This is a genomic window from Azospirillum brasilense, assembly GCF_001315015.1.
Lineage (GTDB): Bacteria > Pseudomonadota > Alphaproteobacteria > Azospirillales > Azospirillaceae > Azospirillum > Azospirillum brasilense.
The window spans coordinates 65,360-87,943 of the sequence record NZ_CP012916.1 but is presented as its reverse complement, the minus strand read 5'-3'; the positions used below and the strand labels follow the sequence as shown (position 1 = coordinate 87,943).

The 22,584-nt window shown below is 68.4% G+C and carries 16 protein-coding genes; 12 read left to right on the top strand and 4 right to left on the bottom strand.

What is annotated here, in order from left to right; all coding sequences use genetic code 11:
• The first annotated feature begins 37 nt into the window (after nucleotides 1-37).
• The 5 genes from AMK58_RS22005 to AMK58_RS21985 are packed head-to-tail and all read left to right on the top strand — an operon-like array spanning nucleotide 38 to nucleotide 7,397.
• Nucleotides 38-2,278, top strand: coding sequence for an NAD-dependent epimerase/dehydratase family protein (locus tag AMK58_RS22005; protein ID WP_059399461.1), 2,241 nt, complete (start codon nucleotides 38-40; stop codon nucleotides 2,276-2,278).
• Nucleotides 2,275-3,552 (top strand): lipopolysaccharide biosynthesis protein, encoded by a 1,278-nt coding sequence (locus AMK58_RS22000; RefSeq protein ID WP_236778325.1) that lies wholly within the window; start codon nucleotides 2,275-2,277, stop codon nucleotides 3,550-3,552. Before AMK58_RS22005 ends, AMK58_RS22000 begins: the two co-directional genes overlap by 4 nt.
• Nucleotides 3,539-4,765: a glycosyltransferase family 4 protein gene (locus AMK58_RS21995; protein ID WP_051140703.1), complete on the top strand. Its 1,227-nt coding sequence runs from the start codon at nucleotides 3,539-3,541 to the stop codon at nucleotides 4,763-4,765. Before AMK58_RS22000 ends, AMK58_RS21995 begins: the two co-directional genes overlap by 14 nt.
• A complete protein-coding gene (locus AMK58_RS21990; RefSeq protein ID WP_051140704.1) occupies nucleotides 4,762-6,096 on the top strand; it encodes an O-antigen ligase family protein in 1,335 nt (444 codons plus the stop codon). The genes AMK58_RS21995 and AMK58_RS21990 overlap by 4 nt, the downstream gene beginning before the upstream one ends.
• Nucleotides 6,097-6,113: 17 nt before the next feature.
• Nucleotides 6,114-7,397, top strand: coding sequence for a glycosyltransferase family 4 protein (locus tag AMK58_RS21985; RefSeq protein WP_059399460.1), 1,284 nt, complete (start codon nucleotides 6,114-6,116; stop codon nucleotides 7,395-7,397).
• A 55-nt stretch (nucleotides 7,398-7,452) separates the two neighbouring features.
• Here AMK58_RS21985 and rffA read toward each other — a convergent pair whose 3' ends face one another.
• The 4 genes from rffA to AMK58_RS21970 form a co-directional block, all read right to left on the bottom strand.
• Nucleotides 7,453-8,739, bottom strand: coding sequence for a dTDP-4-amino-4,6-dideoxygalactose transaminase (gene rffA, locus AMK58_RS21980; protein WP_236778355.1), 1,287 nt, complete (start codon nucleotides 8,737-8,739; stop codon nucleotides 7,453-7,455).
• A gap of 145 nt (nucleotides 8,740-8,884) precedes the next feature.
• A complete protein-coding gene (locus AMK58_RS31980) occupies nucleotides 8,885-9,067 on the bottom strand; it encodes a WbqC family protein (RefSeq protein WP_158283126.1) in 183 nt (60 codons plus the stop codon).
• Nucleotides 9,068-9,362: 295 nt separating this feature from the next.
• Complete coding sequence (locus AMK58_RS21975; RefSeq protein ID WP_059399459.1) at nucleotides 9,363-12,176, bottom strand: carbohydrate-binding domain-containing protein; 2,814 nt, start codon at nucleotides 12,174-12,176, stop codon at nucleotides 9,363-9,365.
• A 320-nt stretch (nucleotides 12,177-12,496) separates the two neighbouring features.
• Nucleotides 12,497-13,495 carry a LysR family transcriptional regulator gene (locus tag AMK58_RS21970; RefSeq protein WP_035679766.1) on the bottom strand — a complete coding sequence of 333 codons (999 nt, stop codon included), beginning with the start codon at nucleotides 13,493-13,495 and terminating at the stop codon, nucleotides 12,497-12,499.
• 237 nt (nucleotides 13,496-13,732) lie between these two features.
• Between AMK58_RS21970 and AMK58_RS21965 the strand changes: the two genes are divergently transcribed.
• From AMK58_RS21965 to AMK58_RS21935, 7 genes are all read left to right on the top strand, one after another.
• Nucleotides 13,733-15,046 carry a M20 family metallopeptidase gene (locus AMK58_RS21965; RefSeq protein WP_051140706.1) on the top strand — a complete coding sequence of 438 codons (1,314 nt, stop codon included), beginning with the start codon at nucleotides 13,733-13,735 and terminating at the stop codon, nucleotides 15,044-15,046.
• A gap of 41 nt (nucleotides 15,047-15,087) precedes the next feature.
• Nucleotides 15,088-16,698 carry an ABC transporter substrate-binding protein gene (locus tag AMK58_RS21960; RefSeq protein WP_035679722.1) on the top strand — a complete coding sequence of 537 codons (1,611 nt, stop codon included), beginning with the start codon at nucleotides 15,088-15,090 and terminating at the stop codon, nucleotides 16,696-16,698.
• Nucleotides 16,699-16,830: 132 nt separating this feature from the next.
• Nucleotides 16,831-17,811 carry an ABC transporter permease gene (locus AMK58_RS21955; protein WP_035679724.1) on the top strand — a complete coding sequence of 327 codons (981 nt, stop codon included), beginning with the start codon at nucleotides 16,831-16,833 and terminating at the stop codon, nucleotides 17,809-17,811.
• Complete coding sequence (locus AMK58_RS21950; RefSeq protein WP_051140707.1) at nucleotides 17,808-18,680, top strand: ABC transporter permease; 873 nt, start codon at nucleotides 17,808-17,810, stop codon at nucleotides 18,678-18,680. The genes AMK58_RS21955 and AMK58_RS21950 overlap by 4 nt, the downstream gene beginning before the upstream one ends.
• Nucleotides 18,680-20,344, top strand: coding sequence for an ABC transporter ATP-binding protein (locus tag AMK58_RS21945; RefSeq protein ID WP_059399458.1), 1,665 nt, complete (start codon nucleotides 18,680-18,682; stop codon nucleotides 20,342-20,344). Before AMK58_RS21950 ends, AMK58_RS21945 begins: the two co-directional genes overlap by 1 nt.
• Before the next feature lie 10 nt (nucleotides 20,345-20,354).
• A complete protein-coding gene (locus tag AMK58_RS21940; protein ID WP_051140708.1) occupies nucleotides 20,355-21,305 on the top strand; it encodes a ketopantoate reductase family protein in 951 nt (316 codons plus the stop codon).
• A gap of 27 nt (nucleotides 21,306-21,332) precedes the next feature.
• Nucleotides 21,333-22,562 carry a Zn-dependent hydrolase gene (locus AMK58_RS21935; protein WP_035679728.1) on the top strand — a complete coding sequence of 410 codons (1,230 nt, stop codon included), beginning with the start codon at nucleotides 21,333-21,335 and terminating at the stop codon, nucleotides 22,560-22,562.
• Nucleotides 22,563-22,584 lie beyond the last annotated feature (22 nt).

The window sequence follows — 22,584 nt, the reverse complement described above, 5'->3', positions numbered from 1 at the left end:
GCGCCCACGCGACGGCAATCCCAAAAGCGAGGATTCCATGACCAACGCCGAGTTCCCGCGGCTCGCCATCATCGGCTGCGGCAGCATCGTGAGCCATCACCTGTTGCCGGCGCTGCTCCGCCTGGGCTGGCGGCCGAGCGTGCTCGTCGATCCCTCGCCGGAGCGGCTGGAGGCGGTGCAGGCCATGCTCGGCCGCAACCGCGCCCCCGTCGCCGTGGCCGACTGGCGGGAGGCGGCTGACCGCTTCGACGCGGCGCTGGTGGCGGCCCCGCCGATGTTCCATGCGCCGGTCGGCCAGAGCCTGCTGGAGGCCGGGAAGCACGTCTTCATGGAAAAGCCGCTGGCCGTCACGCTGGCCGACGCCGAGCGCATGGTGCAAACCGCGGAGGAGCGTCAACGGGTGCTCGCGGTCGGGCTGATGCGCCGCTACGTCAACGGCGTCCGCTGGCTGAAGGCGCTGATCGACTCCGGCCAGCTCGGCCGGGTCCTGCGCTTCGAGGCGCGGGAGGGCTTCGTCTACAACTGGGGCATCAGCTCGCCGGCCATGCTGCGCCGCGACGGGGCGGGCGGCGGCGTGCTGCTGGACACCGGGTCGCACACGCTGGACCTGCTGCTGTGGTGGTTCGGGGAGGCGGCGGAGGTCGATTACAGCGACGACAGCCACGGCGGGCTGGAATCCGACTGCCGGCTGTCCCTGACCATGGCGTCCGGCGCCACCGGAACGCTGGAGCTGAGCCGCACCCGCGCCCTGCGCAACACCATCCGTGTCTACGGCACCAAGGGCAGCGTCGAGGTCCATCTCTACGAGAACCAGATCGCGTCGGACGTGCCGCAGATCCTCGATTTCGTCCATGACGGCTTCTCGGCCAACCACATCCCGCCGCAGATCTTCGGCGACCTGTTCCAGGCGGAGCTGAAGGATTTCGCCGATGCCATCCGCGACGGGCGCCCGGCCGCCGTCGGCGGGCGCGACGCCCTGCCCTCCACCGCCTTGATCGAGCGTTGCTACGCCACCCGCAAGCCGCTGGCCCTGCCCTGGGTGGACGGGACGGCACCCGCCGCCGCTTCCCGCACCGACGGCCCGATTGTGGTGGTGACGGGCGCCGCCGGCTTCATCGGCGGGCGGCTGGTCGAGCGGCTGTGCCTGGAGCATGGCGCCCGGGTCCGCTGCATCGTCCGCGACATCGCGCAGGCGGTGCGTCTGGCCCGCTTCCCGGTGGAGATCATCCGCGCCGACCTGCTGGACCGCGAGGCCATCGGCACGGCGGTGGCCGGTGCCGACTGGGTCTTCCACTGCGCCTACGACGTGCGGTCGCGCCGCCAGAACATCGACGGGATGAACGCGCTGATCGACGCCAGCCTCGCCAACGGGGTGAAGAGCTTCGTCCATCTCAGCACCTTCTCGGTCTACGAGCCGCTGCCCGACGGCCCGCTGTCGGAGGAGACGCGCGACGGCGACCGGACCTGGAGCTACGTCCAGAACAAGCTCGACCTGGAGACGATGGTGCTCGACGCGGCGCGCACGCGCGGCCTGCCAGGGGTGGTGCTTCAACCCTCCATCGTCTACGGCCCCTTCTGCAAGCCCTGGACGAACGCCCCCGCCGAGATGCTGCTGAGCGGCACGGTGGTGCTGCCGCAGGAAAGCGGGCTGTGCAACGCCGTCTACATCGACGATCTGGTGGATGCGATGATCGCGGCGACCCGCAGCCCGCAAGCCATCGGGGAGCGCTTCGTGATTTCCGGCCCCGACGCCCCGCCCTGGGCCGCCGTCTTCGGGCGCTTTCAGGAGGCGCTGGGCGTGGACAGCCTGCGCTTCCAGCCCGCCGAGGCCATCCGCAAGGAGATGAAGAGCCTGCGGCGCGACATCGCCATGGTGGTTCAGGACCCCAAGAAGATCATCCAGATCATCGTGCGCTGGCGCCCGGCCCGCCGGCTGCTCCAAGGCGGGTTCGACAGCCTGCCGCCACGGCTGCGCCACCTCGTGATGGTCCATTACTTCCTCAAGAAGAAGGCCAGCCGCAACCAGCTCTGGCTGCCCGATGCGCAGAAGCTGGCGCTCTACCAAGCCAGGGCGCTCATCGACCTGACCAAGGCGCGGCGCCTGCTCGGCTACGAGCCGCGCTTCACCTTCGAGGACGGGATGGCGCTGACCGCGGACTATCTGCGCTGGGCCTACCGCGACGTGCCGCGCACCGCCCCTGCCGCCGCACGACCTGCCAATGAGGACCGGCATCCCCTGCCCGCCTCCACCGAGACGACGCGGGTCGGCAGCGCATGAGAATGATCCCGGCGTCGCTTCCAGCCTCGTTGGTGCGCAGCTTCTGGACCCTCGCCGACCAGGGCGTGGTCAGCCTGGGCATGTTCGCCATCAACATCCAGCTCGCCCGGACCTTTTCGTCGGAGGAATACGGGACCTTCGTCTTCTTCCTGTCGGTGCTGCTCGCCCTTCAGGTCGTCAATGTCAGCCTGATCCAGTACCCGCTGTCGGTGGAAGGCGCGGTGCTGGACCGCGCCGAACGCCGGACGCTGGCCGGCCGCGCCGTCCTCATGACCGCCGGAACGATCATGCCGCTGTCCGGCATCGTGGCGCTGGTCGGCTATGGGCTCGGCATGCCGGAGCTGGTCGGCCCCGCCGTGCTCTACTTCATCGTCTGGCAGGTGCAGGAGATCGGACGGCGCGGGCTGATGTCCGGGCTGAAGCACGACAAGGCGCTGTGGGGCGACAGCGTTACCTATCTGGGCCAGATCGCCGTGCTGAACCTGATGGCTCTCGGCGGCCATCTGACGCTGGAGCGGGTGTTCATCGCCATGACCGGTCCGGCGCTGGCCGGGGCGGTGGTCCATTTCGCGATCCTGCGCCCGCGCTTCGGCGGCCTGTCGGACCTGCCGGCGGTCGTCCGCCGCTTCTGGTCGATCGGGCATTGGGCGCTCGCCAACAACCTGTTCCTGATGCTGCGGGTGCAGAGCCTCGTCTGGCTGATGGCGGCGATGGACGGCATGGCCTCCACCGCGGCGTTCCAGGCGGTGGTCAATCTGGTGAACATCGCCAACCCGATCATCATCGGCATGGGCAATCTCGTTCCCCAGATCGCTGCACGCGGCCGCAGCACCCTGTCGTCCAACACGGGCGGGCTTCATCCCGACGAGCAGGCGTGGCTGGCGATCCGCGGCTACGTCGTCATCGGGGCGGCGCCGCTGCTGGTCTATTACAGCCTCGGCCTGCTGTTCCCCGACCAGATGCTGAACGTCGTCTATGGCGCCATGTCGCCTTACGCCGACCAGGAATGGCCGCTGCGCCTGCTCTCCATCGGGGCGCTGGCCGGCTATCTGGCGGAGATGGTCTGCAGCTACTTCTACGGCGTGCAGCGCAGCCAGTTCGCGCTGGTGGTGAACGTCACCGGGACGCTGGCGGTCTTCGCGGTGGTCGGTCCGCTGGCGGCGATGTACGGCGTCGCCGGGGTGTGCATGGCCCTGCTGTTCTCCAGCCTGCTGCGCGTCGGCGCCGCCCACTATTACCTCTCCAAGACGAGGACCGCCCATGTCGCCCGCTGACGGCAGCGCCGCATTCCCCATGGAAGAGTCCCGGCTGCGCCCGCTCGACATCCGGCACGTCGTGATCCAGCCGGCCATCGCCCATCCCTCCTCGGCGAACGGGCTGCACAACGTGGTGCGCAGCTTGATCGCAGAGCAGCGGGCCATGGGCGACGACGCGCGGCTGTGCCTGTTCTCCGATGATCCGGGCGCCCTGACCGGCATCCCGGCGGACTGCCCGGCGCAGCGCTTCCCCCTCGGCGGGCCGCGGCTGTCCGGACGGTCTCTGACCATCGCGGAGGCGACGCTGGACCGCCTGCTGGAGGGCGCGGGACCGGACACAGTGGTGCACATCCATGGCGCGGTGAAGCCGCTGTTCGCGGCGCTCGCCCGCGGGCTGCACCGGCGCGGCGTCGCCTATGGCGTGACGCTGCACGGCCAATGCTCCCACATCTACGACATCGCGGGCCGGGTGCGCCGCCGCCTTCCCGCCGCGTGGCTGCGCGTATTCGACGGTCCGGCCTTCGCCCGCGCCCGCTTCGTCCACGCCATCACCGAGGAGGAAGCCGCCATTGTCCGCCGGGCGGCCCCCACCACCGCCGTCCGCCTGCTGCCCAACACCGCCTGGTCGGCGCGGCACGGCGCCCTTCCCGCCCCGATCCCAAGAGCCGCACCGTACAACGGCCGGCCGACCTTCGGCTATTGCGCGCGCTACGAGATCGAACACAAGGGCGTAGACCTGCTGATTGACGGTTTCGCCGCCTACCGCCGGGCCGGCGGGCGCGGGGTGCTGGAACTGGCCGGGTCCGGCCCCGCCCGCACCGAGCTGGAACGGCGTGCGAACGCCCACGGCCTCGGCACCCACATCCGCATCCACGGCCCGATCTTCGGGGCGGAGAAAACGGCGATGATGGCGGGCTGGCATTACTTTGCCCTGACCTCCCGCTTCGACGTGATGCCCACCGGCTGCCTGGAGGCCGCCCTGTCCGGCCTGCCGCTGATCGTGACGCGGGAGACCGGCCTCGTCCCCTATGTGGAGGGCCACGGCGCCGGTTTCGGCGTGTCCGCCCTGACGGCGGAGGCGGTGGCCGACGCGCTGATGCGGGCCGAGCGCACCGGCCCCGGCGCTTGGCAGAGCATGGCGGCCAACGCCCACCGCATGGTGGTGGCGATCGGCGATTGGGGACGGATCGCCGGGCGGCTGCGCGCCGCCGCCTACGGACGCCCGTCATGAGCGCCGTCCTCGCCACGCCGAAGCGCAGCCGGACCCGCGCCGCGGACCACTACCTGACCTTCCTGATGCTCGTCCTGCTGGGCTATTCCCTGGCCGGGCGCGGCTTCGCCTACATCGGGGCGCCGCCGCTGTTCATCGGCGAGGTGCTGCTGCTCTCCGGCCTGCTGGTCATGCTGCGCACCGGCGGGGTCTTCGCCACAGTGTCCAGCCTGCCGGGAACGCTTCTGGCGATCCTGATCGTCTGGGTGATGGCACGCACGCTGCCCTTCTTCGGCACCTACAGCTTCGATGCGCTGCGCGACAGCGTGATCGTGATGTACGGGCTGCTCGCCTTCGTCGTCATCGCCCTGCTCTACGACGAGCCGGAACGGCTGCGCCGCCTCGTCCTGGCCTATGGCGGCTTCGCGGTGTTCTTCGTCACGGTGATGCCGATCATCTACCCGCTGTTCCAGCTTCTGAACGCTCAGATCCCCACTTGGCCGCGCTACGGCGTCCCCTTCATCAGCCTGCGCCCCGGCGAGGTCGGCGTGCATTTCGCGGGCGTCGCCCTGTTCGTTCTGCTGGGTTTCCGCCGCCTCAACCCGCTGCAACTGGCGATGCTGGTGTTCGGCATGGCGCTGGTCGCCGCGCACAGCCGCGGCGGGATGCTCGCCATTGTCGTGCCGCTGGCCATCGCGCTGGCCCTGGTGCCGCGCAGCCGGCAACTCGCCCCGCTGCTCGGCATCGCCGGGGTGACCGTCATCGTGGCGCTGGTCCTGAACCTGGAGATCGAGGTGTCCTCACGGAAGCTGTCGGTCGACCAGCTCGTCACCAACGCGATGAGCATCCTGGGCACCACCGACACCGCCACGCTCGACGGCACCAAGCAGTGGCGCATCATGTGGTGGGACAAAATCATCGGCTACACCGTGCAAGGCGACCATTTCTGGGACGGCAAGGGCTTCGGCATCAATCTGGCCGACGACGACGGGTTCCAGGTGGTCGATGCCGAGGACGGGCAGGTGCTGCGCAGCCCGCACAACGCCCACATGACGATTCTCGCCCGCGCCGGGGTGCCCGGCTTCGTCCTGTGGGCGGCGCTGCTGGGAAGCTGGTCGGTCTTCATGATGCGGGCCTTCCTGCTGGCCCGCCGCAACGGCGACCGCGCCTGGGCGCGGCTGTTCGTCTTCCTCTTCTGCTACTGGCTGTCCATCGTCATCAACGCCTCCTTCGACGTGACGCTGGAGGGGCCGATGCTGGGCATCTGGTTCTGGGTCCTGTTCGGCGTCGGCATCGCCGCCGGGCTGATCTACCGCAACGAACTCGAAAACCGGTCCCCGCTGCCGCATTGATTGAGGGAGGATGAACGATGAGCGAGCCGTTCACCGGCGAATCCGCCAATTCCGGGAAGTCCGTTCTTCTGGTGGCCTTCGCCTGCGAGCCGGACAGCGGGTCGGAATCCGCCAATGGCTGGAACTGGAGCGAGGGGTTGAAGCGCTCGGGCTGCCGCGTGACGGTGGTGACCCAGGGGCGCCTGCGCCCGAAGATCCTGGGCAAGATCGAGCGCGGCGAAACCGCCTTGGAACCGGACGACTTCGTGTTCATCGACCGCCCCGACACCATGGCGCACCACGACAGCAAGACGCGGTTCCAACTGTCCTACATCGCGTGGCAATGGCGCTGCCGGGCGGTGGTGAAGGAGCTGGTGCGCCGGCGGCCCTTCGACGTCATCCACAACGTGACCATCGGCGGCATCCGCTTTCCCGCCTTCTGCGGCGGGCTGGCGCCCCTGTCGGTGATCGGTCCGGTCGGCGGCGGCGAGCGGGCACCCTGGCCGCTGATCCGCCCGCTGGGCTGGAAGGCCGTCGCAACAGAGCTGGTCCGCGACGCCGCCATCGCCATGACGCGCATCGACCCCTTCCTGCGCCTGACCTACCGGCGCTACAATCTGATTTATGTGAAGACCCATGAGAGCCGCCACGTCCTGCCCGCCGGGGACCGCCACAAGGCGCGCCAGCATTTCGGCTGCTCCCTGCCGCCCGACCGCTTCGTGCCGATGAAGGCTGAAACCGGCGGCGATGCCGGAGCGCCGCTGAAGCTGCGCTTCTCGGGCCGCTTCCTCTACTGGAAGGGTGGCCACTACGCGCTGGCGGCGCTGGCCAGGGCGCTGGAGAAGGGGGCGCGGGCACGGCTTCAGATGATCGGCAGCGGTCCGCAGTCGGAGGAGTGGAAGACTCTCGCCGACCGGCTGGGCATCGCCGACCAAGTCGACTTCGTCGAATGGCTGTCGCAGCCCGACTATATGGAGGTGCTGCGAAGCTCCGACGCGCTTCTGTTCCCCAGCCTGCACGACTCCGCCGCCAACGTCATCATGGAGGCGCTGGCCAACGCGCAGCCGGTGATCTGCCTCGATCTCGGCGGGTCGGGAATCATGATCGATTCCTCCTGCGGCTTCGCCGTTCCCTGCCGCGGGCGGGCGGCGGCGGAGGTGATCGACGGACTGGCCGATGCCATCGTGACCCTGGACCGCGACCGCCCGCGCCTGCGCGCCATGAGCCGCGCCGCCCACGCGCGCGCCCAGGATTTCGCGAGCTGCCGCATCACCCCCGACCTCTACACGCCGGCGTCGGCGTCGGCGTCGGCGTCGGCGTGAGAGCCGTTTGGAAACGCTCCTCTCCAATCAACGCGTTCGCGTTGACTGGAGAGGGTCAGGCCGGTGGCGCCCCATGTGGCGTTGCGGGCGGCGTTGCGGGCGGCGCTGGCAATACCTCGCCGGACGCGCTTCGCACCCAAGCCCGATGACGCGCCAACGCCTTTGAGGCCACATGGCCCGCCGTTGCCGCCGCCCTCGCATGGGCCGTGCGGAAAAAGTCCTGTACTGCTTCGACCACCTGCCCGGCTCCGGCACCCAGCCCGTACCACATCGGGAGACGCAGCAGCCTGGCGGAGAGATCGGTCGTGACGGACAATTCCCCGGCAGCGCGGGAATAACGCCGGCCGGCCGGCGCGCTGTGCAGCGGCACGTAATGGAACGGCGCCTGAATGCCGCTGGTTCGAAGGTGGGCGATCAACCCATTGCGCTCACCGGCCGTGCGCGCCAGGACGTAATACAGATGGGCGTTGTGCCGACACTCGGCCGGAATCTGCGGACGGCGCAACAGGCCGCGTTCCTCCAACGGTGCCAGAGCCTCGTGGTAGACGTTCCACAAGGCATGGCGCTCCTCGTCCAGCCGCTCGGCATTCTCGAACTGAGCGAGAAGAAACGCCGCCAGCATGTCGGAGGGAAGATAGGACGATCCGACGTCCACCCAGGTGTATTTGTTGACCTCTCCACGGAGGAAGCGCGCGCGGTTCGTGCCCTTCTCCCGGATGATTTCGGCGCGCGTGATCAGAGCCGGATCGTTGACGATCAGGGCCCCTCCCTCGCCGGAGATCAGGTTCTTGGTTTCGTGGAAGGAGAAGGCCGACAAGGCGCCGAAGGTGCCGAGCGGACGGCCGCGGTATGCGGACATCAGCGCCTGGGCGGCATCCTCGATCACCGCCAGACCATGCCGGGCGGCGATGGCGCCGATCGCGTCCATGTCGCAGGCGACGCCGGCGTAATGCACCACGCAGATGGCGCGGGTGCGGGGCGTGATCGCCGCCTCGATCAGGCGCTCGTCGATGTTCAGCGTGTCCGGCCGAATGTCCACGAAGACCGGCGTCGCTCCGCGCAGCACGAAGGCGTTCGCGGTGGACACGAAGGTGAAGGAGGGCATGATGACCTCATCCCCCGGACCGACGTCGGTCAGAAGGGCGGCCATTTCCAAAGCAGCCGTGCAGGAATGGGTCATCAAGGCCTGCGGTGCGCCGAGCCGCCGCTCCAGCCACGCATGACAGCGTTTGGTGAACACTCCGTCTCCGGAGAGGTGCGCCCGCTCCAGGGATTGGCGGATGTATTCCAGTTCGTTGCCGGCCAACGTGGGGCGGTTGAAGTCAATCGTCATGTCGCTCATCAGCATCACCTCGCGCTCGAAACCGCCGGTGCACGCACAGAATCGGGGAACGAGCGCGGTGAAGGGCGCGGCTGATCGCCCTCCACCGCTCGCCCGCGCAGGACCCGGCGATTCGTGTTTCCTGGATGGCCTGTTGATAGCGTCCCTAGGTGTCGGTCGGGATTGTCCGCCATTGCACGCCCTGCGCCGTCTTAACGCGGTTGCGCCAGCCGCACCGGGCAAATGACACACAATCGAACCGGGAAAATCCGTCTATCGAACCGATGATATCAAAGCGGCCTTTCCAAGACACGTAACCAGTTTGAATGATGGTGATGCACCTACCCATGAGAGACCCATCGGCGCGATGCGCAACACAAACGGCACATGAATGACCCCAATGAGGCGCGGCCACCCCCATGTTCGCAGGCATGGGGAGCAAGGTTCAATCGGTCCGCCGTCTCGATGAGGAGAAACGATATCCCGGCATGCTCGGGCGCCGGTGAGCCGCGGCTGAACCACCCGCGCCGGATCGGCGTCACCCCGCCGGGACCGTGGTAAAGCCCGCAACGGTCTTCCGGTTTCGACAGCCGCCAGGGGGCGGTCCAGCGTCGGTTGGACCGCCCCTCGCCGTTCCGGTCGCGTCAGGCCGCGTGGCTCAGCAGCGACGGGTCGATGTGGTCAAACAGCGGATCATAGCCGGCTTCGACCGGCATGGCCCCGTACAGGCTGTTCGCCGCGACCGTCGCGTCGGCCACGGCAACCGGAGCGGCCGCCGCCTGCTGGGTGGCGACGTGGCTCCACACGCTGTCCGTCCCGGCGTCGAGCGCCAGCGCCGTAGCCTCGCCGACCGGGGTGGCCGAAGGGAAGAAGCCCTTGTCGGCGTCCACCACCAGCGTGCCGTTCCACCACAGGCCGGCCTGGCCCTTGACCACGTCCTTGCCGTCCAGAGCGCCCTTGTCATAGGTGACGATGCCGTCGGTGGGCAGGACGGACTTGCCGTTGATCGTGACCTTGTTGACGAACAGGCTGCGGTCCTGGCCGTTCACCACGGCATCGTTGTCGTACTGGATCTGCACCTTGTGCGCCTGATCGGCGCTCAGGCTGGTGGTGAAGCTGTAGTCCTTGGCCGAGGTTCCGGCCACGCCCTCACCGACCTTCTGGCCGTCGACCAGCAGGTTAAAGTGGGCGTTCACCCCGCCGGCCGCGGCGCCGGAGGCGTTGACGGTGATCGTCGTCGTGCTGGGACCGCTCTGCGGCAGCGAGCCGCCCGCAGGGAACTCCTTGGCCGGGGCGTCGACCACCAGCGTGCCGCCCCACCACATCGACGACTGGCCCTTGACCACGTCCTTGCCGTCCAGCGCGCCCTTGTCGTAGGTGACGACGCTGTCGGTCGGGTTGTGGGCGGTGCCGTTGATGGTGATCTTGTTGACGAACAGGTTGCGGTCCTGCCCGTTCACAAAGCCGTCGTTGTCATACTGGATCTGCACCTTGTGCGGTTGCCCGGCGGTCAGGCTGGTGGTGAAGCTGTAGTCCTTGGCCGCCGTGCCGACCGTGGCGTCGCCGATGGCCTTGCCGTCCACCAGCACCTTGAAATGCGCATTCACCCCGCCAGCGGCGGCGCCGGAGGCGTTGACCTTGATCGTCGTGACGCTGGCCGTGGGGGTCGTCGGAACGGTGGTCGTGGTGTCCACCGCGAAGCCGGTGGAGGCCCCCGCCTTACCCGCGTTGCCGGCAAGGTCGGTGTAGCTGCCGGCTTTCACCGCGACGTTGGCGTCGGTGATCTTCGTGTTGGTCGAGGGCGTGAAGACGGCGGTGTAGGTGGAGGCGTCCACCGTCTTGAAGCCGCTGAGCGTGCCGCCCTTCACCGTGGTGTCGGCCAGCGCGAAGTCCTTCACCGCCTCGCTGAAGGCGAAGGTGACGAGCGGCGCCTCACCCTTGGTCACGCTGCTGTCGGCGATGCTCACCTTGACCGTGGGCGGCGTGGTGTCGGTCGGGGTCGGGGCCGGCGGGTTGGTCGGTGCGGTGGGCGTGACCGTCATCCAGCCGGCGGTCGAGGGGTAGGCCTGGGACAGGGTCGAATGCTCGTCCTGCGTGGTCGCGTTCATGTAGGCGGACCAGCTGTCGCCTTCCGGGAAGTCGCCCCACCGCCAGCGGTCGCCGTCCGGCATGTAGTAGGTGTTGTTGTCCCACACGTTGCCGCCGTTCAGCATGCCGGCCTCGTCGTAATCGGCGACGCCGCCCGACTGGCCGTTGCCGTCCTTCGAGACGATGATGTTGTCGTGGATCTTGTTGTTGGTCGTTTTCCAGGTCCCGAACTCGCCGGCGCCGCGGTCCTGCTGGATCATCACGATGCTGTTGGCGCCCTTGACCCCGGTGATGTCGATCTTGTTGCCGTAGGCCTCGACGTTCTGCGAATTCTGGATCTGGATCGACCCGCCCCACAGCCAGCCCTCGGCCTGCGGCTTGGCGCCGTTGCCGACCATCACGTTGTTGCGGATGACGGCGTCGTAGCTGATCTCGTGGGTGATGCCGCCGCCGCTGTTGTTCACGAGCACGTTGTTCTCGTACACCGTCCTGACATTGTCGATGTCGGTCCACAGGCCGAAACCGGTGTTGTCGTGGGAATAGTTGCCGCGGACCACCAGATCGGTGGTGTAGGCGAACTTGGTGCCGCCGCCCTCCCAGAACACGTCGATGCCCGACCAGGCGCCGTTGCGCGCGATCTCGTTGCCTTCGACCAGAATCTTGGCCCCGGCGCCGCCCAAGCCCATCTCGCCGTTGTCGTGGACGTAATTGCCGATGAACTTGCTGCCGTCCTGGGCCGTGGCGCCGACCGCGTAGTTCAGCCGCAGCTCGTTGTCCTGGATGGTCCAGTTGGCGTCGCCCTGGATGGCGCCTTCCTGCGCCGGCGGGGTGTATTTCTCGATGACGAGGTTCTTCACCGTCACGCCCTTAGCGGCGCCGCCGAAGGCGTGGGCGGTCGTCCCTGCCTCCACCTTGTGCCCCGCCGGGTTGTCGCCCAGATAGATCTTGTCGGCGTTGTAGTCGAAGTAGAAGGTTCCCGCCTTCAGCTTCGACAGCGCGTCAACGGGCGTCAGCGGCTTGTCGTCGACATAGACGGTCTCCGGATAGCCGGCGCGCATCGCGCCGGGCGTCGCCTCGTCCGTCGCGCGGCGCTCGCCCTGCTGGGTCTGCCCGCCGATCACCCAGCGTCCTGCGCTCTCCTGTGTGAAGCCGGTCAGCAGCTTCGACCCGTTCAGCACGGCGCCCTCGGCCCCGATGAAGGTCTGGTTGTCCTTGGGAGTGATCGACTGGAGACGGTACTCGCCCGGCTGCAACCAGAAGGTCGCGCCAGTGGGAGCGCCATTGACGATGGACTGGATGTTGGCGCCGGGTGCTATGACGATCGCACCAGCAGGGGCGGTCAGCGTCTTCGGTCCGTACAGGTTAGCCATTTGTCAATGCTCTCTTAAGATGTTGTCTTCTGGTATGAGTTCTTCGGCGTTTTCGCCCTTTGGCATATGTCACCACTACCAATTTGGAGGACTCGTCCGGCGGGGCATTTTTGTGAGATTCCCGGTATCTTTCGCAAAGACTCTTGGAAGTCTTTGTTTTTCAAAAAGGAATCTTTTGTCTATCAAAGACCGGGGAAGAGAATGGGAATTTTTGCTTGCGGCCTCTTGCAGGCGCGCAGGCGCCGCGCCGCGTCATCCGCTGGATGACGGCACGAGCCCCTTAGGGACATCAGAAACGGGGCATCGAAAACGCGGAAGGATCAGTCGCCGCCGAACTGGCGGTCGATCCACTCGCTGACCGCCGCCGGATCGAACCGCAGGTCGAGCGGAATCCCGGCGATGGCGGCGCGGCAATGCTCGATGAAGGCGCGTTCCGCCCGGTTCATCTTGGCGGCGGGGTTCCACAGCAGATGGATGTCCACCGGCGCCACCCCTTCCTCCGGCGGCAGCGGCCAGAGCAGCCCATCGCGCACGTCGCGCTCCGCCACATGGCGCGGCAGCGGCCCGATGCCCAGCCCGACGGAGATCATCCGCCGCACCTCGTCCAGATTGACCGAGGCGCCGACGATCCGGCTCTCGATCCCCTCCTGCGCGCGGAAGACGGCCAGCGGCGACAGCACCCCGCCGATCTGGTCGGAGGTGAAGGAGACGAACCCCTCGCTGCGCAGATCGCTGAGCGTCAGGCCGGTGCGTCCGAACAGATGGTGCCGCGGCCCGCAATACAGGCGGTAGATCTGCCGGGCGAACAGCGCGTGCTCGACCAGCGGCGGCGGCTCCCGCATCAGGCAGAGGCCGAGCGAGCCGGTCTTCTGCTGGATCGCCATGTGGACGTCGGCGCTCGCCATCACGTCCAGCCGGAAGGTCACCTGTGGGTGGGTGGCGTGGAAGCGTTCCAGCAGGGCGTCGAACAGCAGCGACTGGATCCGGCTGGCCAGCAGGATTCGGATGTGGCCGGAAATCTCCTCGCGGATGTCGCGCATCAGAACGGCGAAGCGGGAGATGTTGCCGTAGATCTCCAGCACCTCGGCGTAGATGATCTCGCCTGCCTCGGTCACCCGGAAGCGGCCCTGTCCGCGCTCGATCAGGCTGCGGCCCATCTGGTCCTCCAGCCGCTTCAGGGCCTGGGACACCGCCGGCTGGGTCAGCCCCAGGCGCTGCGCCGCGCGGGTCAGCCCCTGCTCCTGCACGATCACCATGAAGGTGCGCAACAGGTTCCAGTCCAGCTGGTGGCCCAGCCGTTCCAGATCGCGCGCCGTCATCGGGGGAAAACCCATCGCCATAAATCCTGCTTATGTCGGCAATGAGGATTATCGATTTGGCGGAGGATGAGAAGCTGAATTGTAATACGCCTGTCGTCAGCGGTCGATCCCCGGCTTCGCCCAATCGGGCAAATCCGGTGGTCCTAGTCCGAAAGTCGAAATCGCCACAGTTTCTTTCCGGAGATTTGCCGACCCATAAGGACGACTGCGCGGCGGAGTGGTAAGAACGGAGTCGTCATGCCCGCATCCGACGAGGGTGGGCGGAGCATTGCAGCCGTGGACCGGGATGCGATCCTGGGCGCGGTCGCGACGCTGCGCGAGGATGGAGTGCACCTGCTGTCCGATCTGGTCCGGAGCCCCAGCCTGCTGGGGCAGGAAGGCCCGGCGCAGGATCTGATGGAACGGATCTTCCGGGACATGGGCCTGGAGGTGGACCGCTTCGCCATCGACGAAGAGGCGCTGAAGGCCCAGCCCGGCTGGTCCCCCTCCCTGATCTCCTACGAAGGCCGCGAGAACGTCGTCGGCGTCCACACGCCGCGGCGCGCGACCGGCAAGTCGCTGATCCTGAACGGCCACATCGACGTGGTGCCGACCGGTCCGGAGGAGCTGTGGTCCGCCCCGCCCTTCGAGCCGGTGGTCCGCGACGGCCGCCTCTACGGGCGCGGCGCCGGCGACATGAAGGCCGGCATCGTCGCCTACGTCATGGCCTTCAAGGCGCTGCAAAGCCTGGGCGTCCAGCCCGCCGCCCCGGTCTACCTCCAGTCGGTGGTCGAGGAGGAGTGCACCGGCAACGGCGCGCTCGCCTGCGTCGCCCGCGGCTACAAGGCCGACGCCGCGGTGATCCCGGAGCCCTTCAACCACACCCTCCAGATCGCCCAGATCGGCGTGATCCGCTGCGAGCTGGAGGTGACCGGCCGCCCCGCCCATGTGCTGGACACCGGCGCCGGGCTGAACGCCATCGAGGCGGCCTTCCGCGTGCTGAAGCATCTGAAGGCGCTGGAATCGGCCTGGAACCACCCGGACGGGCGGCATCCCGCCTACGGGCACCACCACCACCCCTACAACCTGAACGTCGGGCACATCGACGGCGGCGAATGGGCGTCCTCCGTCCCCACCCGCTGCCGGATGGAGCTGCGCTTCGGCTTCCCGCCCGGCCGCGCCGCGGCCGAGGTCAGCGCCGAGATCGAGCGCGCGGTGGCCGAGGCCTGCCGCGGCGACTCCGACCTCAAGGGGATCGACGCCCGCGTCGTCTTCCGCGGCTTCCAGGCCGAGGGCTGCACGCTGGACCCCGATCACCCGATGCTGGAGGCGCTGGACGCCGCGCACCGGTCGATCTTCGGGACCCCGGCGCCGAAGCTGGCCCAGACCTGCACCACCGACGTCCGCAACTTCGTGCTTTACGGCGACACGCCGGCCACCTGCTACGGCCCGGAGGCGGAGCGCATCCACGGCATCGACGAGTCCGTCTCGCTCGACAGCGTGGCGAAGGTGACCGCCGTGCTCGCCCTGTTCATGGCCGACTGGTGCGGCCTCGAATCCATCGATCCATAACGGTCGCGTGAAGAGAACCAAACAATAAGGGGGCTTCAGACATGAGCAATCGTTTGCGTCACTTTCGTCAAACCCTGACCGCCGCGGCGCTGGCCGCCGCCCTGGCGGCGCCGCTGGCGCTGACCATGCCCGGCGTCGCCGCGGCGCAGGAGCGCGGCGGTACGATGAACATCATCGTCCAGCCGGAACCGCCGATCCTGGTGCTGGGCCTCAACCAGCAGGGTCCGACGCAGACGGTCGCCGGCAAGATCTACCAGGGCCTGTTGACCTTCAGCTTCGACCTGAAGCCGCAGCCGGAACTGGCGGAAAGCTGGGAAGTCTCCCCCGACGGCAAGGTCTACACCTTCAAGCTGGTGAAGAACGCCAAGTGGCACGACGGCAAGCCCTTCACCGCCCACGACGTGGTCTTCTCCACCTCCAAGTTCCTGATGGAGACCCACCCGCGCGCCCGCGCCACCTTCTCCAAGTGCGAGAAGATCGAGGCGCTGGACGACTACACCGTCCAGTTCACGCTGAAGGAGCCGTTCGGCCCGTTCCTTCAGGCCTTCGAGGTGTCATCGGCTCCGATGATGCCGAAGCACATCTATGAAGGCACCGACTTCAAGGCCAACCCGGCCAACGCCACCCCGATCGGCACCGGCCCCTTCAAGTTCAAGGAGTGGAACAAGGGCTCCTACATCCACCTCGTCCGCAACGACGAGTACTGGAAGGCCGGCAAGCCCTATCTGGACGACATCTATTTCCGCGTGATCCCCGACGCCGCCTCGCGCGCCGTCGCCGTGGAGCAGGGCACCGTCCAGCAGACCCAGTTCAACGACATCGAGACCTTCGACGTCCCGCGCCTGAAGGGCCTGCCCAACGTCGAGATGACGACCAAGGGCTACGAGTTCTTCGCGCCGCTGTCCTGGATCGAAATCAACACGCGCAACAAGCCGCTGGACGACAAGCGCTTCCGGCAGGCGATGATGCACGCCATCGACCGCAAGTTCATCCGCGACAAGATCTGGTTCGGCCTCGGCCGCCCGGCCACCGGCCCGGTGAACTCGGTCACCCGCTTCCACGAGCCCAACGTCCGGAAGTACGACTACGACCCGAAGAGGGCCGAGGCGCTGCTTGAGGAGGCCGGCTACAAGAAGGGCGCCGACGGCACGCGCGCCAAGGTGCGCCTGCTCGTCATGCCCTATGGCGAGACCTGGACGCGTCTGGGCGAGTATGTGAAGCAGGCGATGAAGCGCGTCGGCGTCGACGTGACGCTGGAGACCACCGACGCCGCCGGCTGGGTCAACCGCGTGTCCAACTGGGACTACGACCTGAGCTTCAACTTCGTCTACCAGTACGGCGACCCGGCGCTCGGCGTCACGCGCACCTACGTCTCGGACAACATCCGCAAGGGCGTGATGTTCTCCAACACCATGGGCTACTCCAACCCCGAGGTGGACCAGCTGTTCGCCCAGGCCGCCCAGACCAACAAGGACGAGGAGCGTCAGCAGCTCTACTCCGCCGCCCAGAAGATCCTGGTCGAGGACGTGCCGGTCGCCTGGCTGCTGGAGATGGAGTTCCCGACCTTCGTGGACAAGCGCTTCAAGAACGCCGTCACGACCGCCATCGGCGTGAACGAGAGCTACGACAGCGTCTACATGGTCAAGAAGTAACGTCCCTCAGTCCCCTCTCCCCTCTGGGGAGAGGGTTAGGGTGAGGGGGTCGTGGGGACAAAGGAGAGTTCGGCAATTGCCGACCCCCCTCACCCCGACCCTCTCCCCGGAGGGGAGAGGGAGATTTAGAGTATGCCCCGCATCGCCCTATTCATCTCACAGAGGCTGGTGAAGGCGGTCTTCGTCATTCTGGCGATCGCCGTGTTCAACTTCTTCCTGGTCCACGCAGCACCCGGCGACCCCGCCGCGGTGATGGCGGGCGAGGCCGGGGCCGCCGATGCCAAGTTCGTCGAACAGCTCCGCCAGCAGTTCGGCCTCGACCGCCCCCTGTACGAGCAGCTCGGCACCTACATGTCCAAGGTGGTGCAGGCCGACCTCGGCTATTCCTACCGCCAGCAGCGCCCCGTCTTCGACCTGCTGATGGACCGCCTGCCCGTCACCCTGTCGCTGACGCTGACCGCCTTCGTGCTGGCCCTGCTGGGCGGCATCGCGCTCGGCACGCTGGCGGCGATGCGCGCCGGAACCTGGTCGGACACCGCCATCACCGTGGTCGGACTGACCGCCTACGCGACGCCGATCTTCTGGATCGGCCTGATGCTGATCCTTCTCTTCTCGGTCAATCTCGGCTGGCTGCCCGCCTTCGGCACGGAGAGCATCGGCGCCGGCTACACCGGCTGGGAGGCCTTCCTCGACAAGGCGAAGCACCTCGTGCTGCCGGTGACCACGCTCGGCCTCTTCTACATGGCCGTCTACACCCGGCTGACCCGCGCCTCGATCCTGGAAGTGCGCGACATGGACTTCGTCAAGACGGCGCGGGCCAAGGGCCTGCCGGAATGGCGCATCGTGTCGGTGCACATCCTGCGCAACGCCATCCTGCCCGTCATCACGGTGGCGGGGTTCCAGGCGGGCCACCTGATCGGCGGCTCCATCCTGATCGAGACCGTCTTCGCGCTCCCCGGCATCGGGCGCCTCGCCTTCGAGGCCGTGTTGCAGCGCGACTATCAGGTCCTGCTCGGCATCTTCCTTCTGACCTCGGTGGTGGTGGTGGTGTTCAACCTGCTGACCGACCTGATCTATTCCCTCGTCGATCCGCGCATCGAGGTGGCGCCATGACCGCCGCGGCCATCACGCCGTCCCGCAAGGGGTCCGGCTTCTGGGGCGCCTTCGCCCGCAACAAGGGCGCGGTGATCGGGCTGGCCTTCCTGACGCTGATCGTCCTGATGGCGGCCTTCGCCGACGTGCTGTACCCGGACAGCCCGTGGGACATGACCGCGATGCCCTTCCAGCCGCCGCTGTCGGACGACGCGCTGCTCGGCTCCGACACGCTGGGCCGCGACATCGCGGCGGGCATCGCCCACGGGGCGCGGGTGTCGCTGCTGATCGGGCTGACCTCGACCGCCGTCGCCGTGCTGATCGGCGTGTTCCTGGGGGCCGTCTCCGGCTTCTACGGCGGGCGCGTCGACGATCTGGTGATGCGCTTCACCGAGCTGTTCCAGACCATCCCGAACTTCGTCCTGGCCGTGGTGCTGGTGGCGATCTTCACGCCGTCGCTGACCTCCATCGTGCTGGCCATCGCCATCGTCTCCTGGCCGCCGCTGGCGCGGCTGGCGCGCGGCGAGTTCATGAGCCTGCGGAGCCGCGAGTTCGTGCACGCCGCGGTGACCACCGGCCAGTCGAACATGACGATCATCTGGCGCCAGATCCTGCCCAACAGCCTGTCCCCGATCATCGTGTCGGCCTCGCTGATGGTGGCGACGGCGATCCTGCTGGAAAGCTCCCTCTCCTTCCTCGGGCTCGGCGATCCGAACCTGATGAGCTGGGGCTACATGGTGGGCGCTGCCCGCACGGTGATCCGTCAGGCCTGGTGGATGAGCTTCTTCCCCGGCATCGCGATCCTCCTGACCGTGCTCGCCCTCAACCTCGTGGGTGAAGGGCTGAACGACGCGCTGAATCCCAAGCTGGCGCGAAAGGGCCGTTCCTGATGACCGAGACGCCTCTCCTCGACGTCCGCAACCTGACCATCGACCTGCCGCGCGGCGCCGACCGCCCGCACGCGGTCCAGGACCTGACCTTCACGCTGGAACCCGGCGAAATCCTCTGCGTGGTCGGCGAGTCCGGGTCGGGCAAGTCGATGACCGCGCACGCCGTGCTGGGCCTGCTGCCCAAGGCGGTGACGGTGTCCGCCGGCGAGATCCGCCACCAGGGCACCAACGTGTTCAGCCTGCCGGAGCGCGACCAGCGCGCGCTTCGCGGCGGCCGCATCGCCATGATCTTCCAGGAGCCGATGACGGCGCTGAACCCGCTGATGCGGGTCGGCGACCAGATCGACGAGGTCCTGCGCTACCACACCACGCTCGACCGCGCCGCCCGCCGGGCGCGCGTGGTCGAGCTTCTCGCCTCGGTCGGCCTGCCGGAGCCGGACCATCTGCGCCGCAGCTACCCGTTCCGCCTGTCGGGCGGCCAGCGCCAGCGCGTGATGATCGCCATGGCTCTGGCGGTCGAGCCGGACATCCTGATCGCCGACGAGCCGACGACCGCGCTCGACGTCACCACCCAGAAGCAGATCCTGGAGCTGATCCAGGACATCCAGGCCAAGCGCCGCATGGGCGTGATGTTCATCACCCACGACTTCGGCGTGGTGGCGGAGATCGCCCACCGCGTGGCGGTGATGCAGCGCGGCCAGATCGTCGAGCTCGGCACCGCCGAGGAGGTCCTGAACCACCCGCGGCACCCCTACACCCGCCAGCTCATCGCCGCCGTCCCGCACCTGATCGAGCACCGCGAGGACTTCACCCATGCGCGCCAGCCCGTGCTGACGGCGGAAAAGGTGTGCAAGACCTTCCACCTCGGCGGCGGCTTCTTCACGCCGGGGCGCAAGGTGGTGGCGGGCGACGACCTGTCGCTGACCATCCACCAGGGCGAGACGGTCGGTCTGGTCGGCGAGTCCGGCTCCGGCAAGTCGACGCTGGGCCGCTCCATCGTCGGCCTGATCAAGCCGGATTCGGGCAGGATCCTGTTCGAGGGCGTCGATCTGCTGTCGCTGTCGCGCCCGGCCTTCCGGCCCTACCGGCGGCACGTGCAGATGGTCTTCCAGGACCCCTACGCCTCGCTGAATCCGCGCCACACCGTGGGCGACATCATCACCCAGGGGCCGGTGGCCTTCGGCGAGGACCGCCGCAAGGCGCTGGACAAGGCGAAGGCGCTGCTGACCCTCGTCGGGCTCGACGCCTCGGCGGCGGAGCGCTTCCCGCACGAGTTCTCGGGCGGGCAGCGCCAGCGCATCTCCATCGCCCGCGCCCTGGCGCTGGAGCCGAAGCTGCTGATCGCCGACGAGCCGGTATCGGCGCTCGACGTGTCGGTGCAGGCGCAGGTGCTCGACCTGCTGGAGGACCTGCGGCACCGGCTGAACCTGTCGATGCTGTTCATCACCCACGACCTGCGCATCGCCGCCCAGATCTGCGACACCATCGCGGTCATGCAGAAGGGCCGCATCGTCGAGATCGGTCCGGCGAAGGAGGTGTTCGGCAACCCGCAGCACAGCTACACCCGCACCCTGCTGGACGCCATCCCCGGCAAGGGCTGGACCATCCCGGAGGACGTGGTTCCGGTGACGCGGCGGTCGGCCGCCCTGCGCAGCAGCGCCTGACGGAGCCGGCATGAAGGTCGCCGTCATCGGGGCCGGGGCGGTCGGCGGTCTGATCGCCGCGCGGCTGACCGCCGCCGGGCTGCCGGTCTCGCTGGTCGCCCGGCGGCGGACGCTCGACACGCTGCGGCGGGACGGGCTGACGGTCGAAGGCCCCTCGGGCCGTCCGGTGACGGTGCGGCCCGAGGTAACCGACGACACGCTGGCCCTCGGCCCGCAGGACGTGGTGGTGCTGGCGGTGCCCTCCCCCCTGCTGACCGACGTGCTGGACCTGCTGCTTCCCCTGCTGGGGCCGAAGACGCGGCTGGTGCCGGTGGTTGGCGGCATCCCCTGGTGGTACCCGGCGGACGGGTCTCTCGGAGGCCCCCTGAAGGCGGTCGATCCGAAGGGGCTGCTGTCGGACGCCATCCCGGCGGACCGCATCGTCGGCGCCGTCGCCCGCGTGGCGGTGGAGCGGCGGACCCCCGGCTACTTGCGCCATCTCGGCGGGCTGCGTCTCGCCCTCGGCCCGGTGGCCGTGAACGAGAGCGCAAAGGATCTGGCGGCCCTGTTCGGGGCGGGCGGCTTCAACGCGCTGGCCGTGCCGGACATCCGGGCGGAGGTGTGGACGGCGCTGCTGGCGCCCTTCGCCTTCGGCCTGCTCGGTCTCGCCACCGGCAAGCCGGCACAGGAGATCGCCCACGACGACGCGCTGCAACCGACCTTCGCCGCGGTGGTGGAGGAGGTGCTGGCCCTGTCGGTGGCGCTCGGCCACCCGGCGACGGCGAAAGTCGAAGATGTGTGGACCATGGCCCAGCATCCGGGCCGCATCCGCCCGGCGCTGCGCGCCGACGTGGCGGCGGGCCGGCGGGCGGAGATCGAGGCGGTGCTGGACGCGCCGCTGGAATTGGCAAAACGGGCGGGGCTGAGCCTGCCCACGGCGACCGGGCTGCTGACCGCGGTTCGCGCCGACACTCAACACTAATTCGGAATTGGGATCGGGATAGGGACCATGGCTGACCTGCGCATCGACGGCGACCGCCTGTGGCGGACCCTGATGGACCTCGCGACGATCGGCGCGACGCCGAAGGGCGGCCTGTGCCGGCTGGCGCTGACCGACCTCGACAAGGAAGGGCGCGACCTCTTCGTGCGCTGGTGCGAAGAGGCCGGCTGCACCGTGACGGTGGACGAGGTGGGCAACATCTTCGCCCGCCGTCCGGGGCGCAACCCCGACCGCCCCGCCGTCTGCATGGGCAGCCATCTGGACACCCAGCCGACCGGCGGCCGCTTCGACGGCATCTACGGCGTGCTGGCCGGGCTGGAGGTCATCCGCAGCTTCAACGACCAGGGCATCGAGACGGACGCCCCCATCGACCTGATCGTCTGGACCAACGAGGAGGGCGCGCGCTTCTCCCCGCCGATGCTCGGCTCCGGCGTGGCGATGGGCGTCTTCACGCTCGACCATGTGCTGGACATCCGCGACACCGACGGCGTCCGCCTGGGCGACGAGCTGGCGCGCATCGGCTACAAGGGCGAGGTCCCGGTCACCGGCCACGCCATGGGCGCCTATTTCGAGGCGCACATCGAGCAGGGCCCGGTGCTGGAGGCCGAGGACGTCGAGATCGGCGTGGTGACCGGCGCGCAGGGCCAACGCTGGTACGAGGCGACGGTGACCGGCCGCGAATCCCACGCCGGGCCGACGCCGATGCGCCTGCGCCGCGACGCGCTGGCGGGTGCGGCCGTGATGATGGAGGCGGTGGAGGCCATTGCGCTGGAGGTCGGCGGCGACGCCTGCTCGACCATCGGGCGCGTCCAGGTCCATCCGGACTCCCGCAACGTCATTCCGGGCCGCGTCTGGTTCACCATCGACCTGCGCAACCCGGACCCCGACGCGCTGGCCCGCATGGACGCGCTGCTGCGCGAGCGGCTGGCCGCCATCGCGGACAAGCGCGGCCTGACTTTGGAGCTGACCGACTTCTGGGCCTTCCCGACCACACCCTTCGCGCCGGAGCTGGTCGGCCACGTCCGCCGCTCGGTGGAGCGGCGCGGCCTCAGCCACCGCGACATCGTGTCCGGGGCCGGCCATGACGCGGTCTATGTCGCGCGCAAGGTGCCGACGGCGATGATCTTCATCCCCTGCGAGAACGGCCTCAGCCACAACGAGGCGGAGAACATCAAGCCCGAACACGCCGCGTCCGGCTGCGCGGTCCTGGCCGACGCGGTTCTGGCGACGGCTGGGTAACGTTCATTTTTCCCCCTCTCCC

What these genes read in the sequence shown, in the direction of transcription:
- AMK58_RS21995 (WP_051140703.1), top strand. Translation starts at nt 3,539, where the DNA reads ATGTCGCCCGCTGACGGCAGCGCCGCATTCCCCATGGAAGAGTCCCGG.
- AMK58_RS21985 (WP_059399460.1), top strand. Translation starts at nt 6,114, where the DNA reads ATGAGCGAGCCGTTCACCGGCGAATCCGCCAATTCCGGGAAGTCCGTT.
- AMK58_RS21955 (WP_035679724.1), top strand. Translation starts at nt 16,831, where the DNA reads ATGCCCCGCATCGCCCTATTCATCTCACAGAGGCTGGTGAAGGCGGTC.
- AMK58_RS21975 (WP_059399459.1), bottom strand. Translation starts at nt 12,176, where the DNA reads ATGGCTAACCTGTACGGACCGAAGACGCTGACCGCCCCTGCTGGTGCG.
- AMK58_RS22000 (WP_236778325.1), top strand. Translation starts at nt 2,275, where the DNA reads ATGAGAATGATCCCGGCGTCGCTTCCAGCCTCGTTGGTGCGCAGCTTC.
- AMK58_RS21940 (WP_051140708.1), top strand. Translation starts at nt 20,355, where the DNA reads ATGAAGGTCGCCGTCATCGGGGCCGGGGCGGTCGGCGGTCTGATCGCC.
- AMK58_RS21945 (WP_059399458.1), top strand. Translation starts at nt 18,680, where the DNA reads ATGACCGAGACGCCTCTCCTCGACGTCCGCAACCTGACCATCGACCTG.
- AMK58_RS22005 (WP_059399461.1), top strand. Translation starts at nt 38, where the DNA reads ATGACCAACGCCGAGTTCCCGCGGCTCGCCATCATCGGCTGCGGCAGC.
- AMK58_RS21965 (WP_051140706.1), top strand. Translation starts at nt 13,733, where the DNA reads ATGCCCGCATCCGACGAGGGTGGGCGGAGCATTGCAGCCGTGGACCGG.
- AMK58_RS21990 (WP_051140704.1), top strand. Translation starts at nt 4,762, where the DNA reads ATGAGCGCCGTCCTCGCCACGCCGAAGCGCAGCCGGACCCGCGCCGCG.
- AMK58_RS21970 (WP_035679766.1), bottom strand. Translation starts at nt 13,495, where the DNA reads ATGACGGCGCGCGATCTGGAACGGCTGGGCCACCAGCTGGACTGGAAC.
- AMK58_RS31980 (WP_158283126.1), bottom strand. Translation starts at nt 9,067, where the DNA reads ATGGGTAGGTGCATCACCATCATTCAAACTGGTTACGTGTCTTGGAAA.
- rffA (WP_236778355.1), bottom strand. Translation starts at nt 8,739, where the DNA reads ATGAGCGACATGACGATTGACTTCAACCGCCCCACGTTGGCCGGCAAC.
- AMK58_RS21935 (WP_035679728.1), top strand. Translation starts at nt 21,333, where the DNA reads ATGGCTGACCTGCGCATCGACGGCGACCGCCTGTGGCGGACCCTGATG.
- AMK58_RS21950 (WP_051140707.1), top strand. Translation starts at nt 17,808, where the DNA reads ATGACCGCCGCGGCCATCACGCCGTCCCGCAAGGGGTCCGGCTTCTGG.
- AMK58_RS21960 (WP_035679722.1), top strand. Translation starts at nt 15,088, where the DNA reads ATGAGCAATCGTTTGCGTCACTTTCGTCAAACCCTGACCGCCGCGGCG.